The sequence below is a fragment of the Neisseria sp. P0001.S005 genome, from assembly GCF_051963715.1.
In genome coordinates this window covers 1-287 of record NZ_JBQCTZ010000959.1, presented here as the reverse complement: position 1 = coordinate 287, position 287 = coordinate 1, and the positions used below count along the sequence as shown (strand labels likewise).

Annotated in this window: 1 pseudogene; it reads right to left on the bottom strand. The window is 48.8% G+C overall.

What is annotated here, in order from left to right:
• Positions 1-128 precede the first annotated feature (128 nt).
• Positions 129-287, bottom strand: a pseudogene (locus ACTHSP_RS23680) (bifunctional 3,4-dihydroxy-2-butanone-4-phosphate synthase/GTP cyclohydrolase II); the annotation flags it as partial.

The window sequence follows — 287 nt, the reverse complement described above, 5'->3', positions numbered from 1 at the left end:
ATGGAAATCCCCTAAATGGCTTAGTAGGAATTTAGGGGATTTTGGGGAATTTTGCAAAGGTCTCAGGCCGTCTGAAAACTTTCAGACGGCCTTTTGTTTCATTTGCTTTGAGAGATAATCAAGCAAGATTATTTTTCAGCTTCTTCAAAGCCGACGACTTCGAGGCCGAAGCCGGTGAGGCCGGTGAAGGATGACGGCTGGCCGAGGACACGCAGTTTTTTGACGTTGAGGCCGGCGAGGATTTGTGCGCCTATGCCGTAGCTTTTGCTGTCCCATTTGTAGGCTTG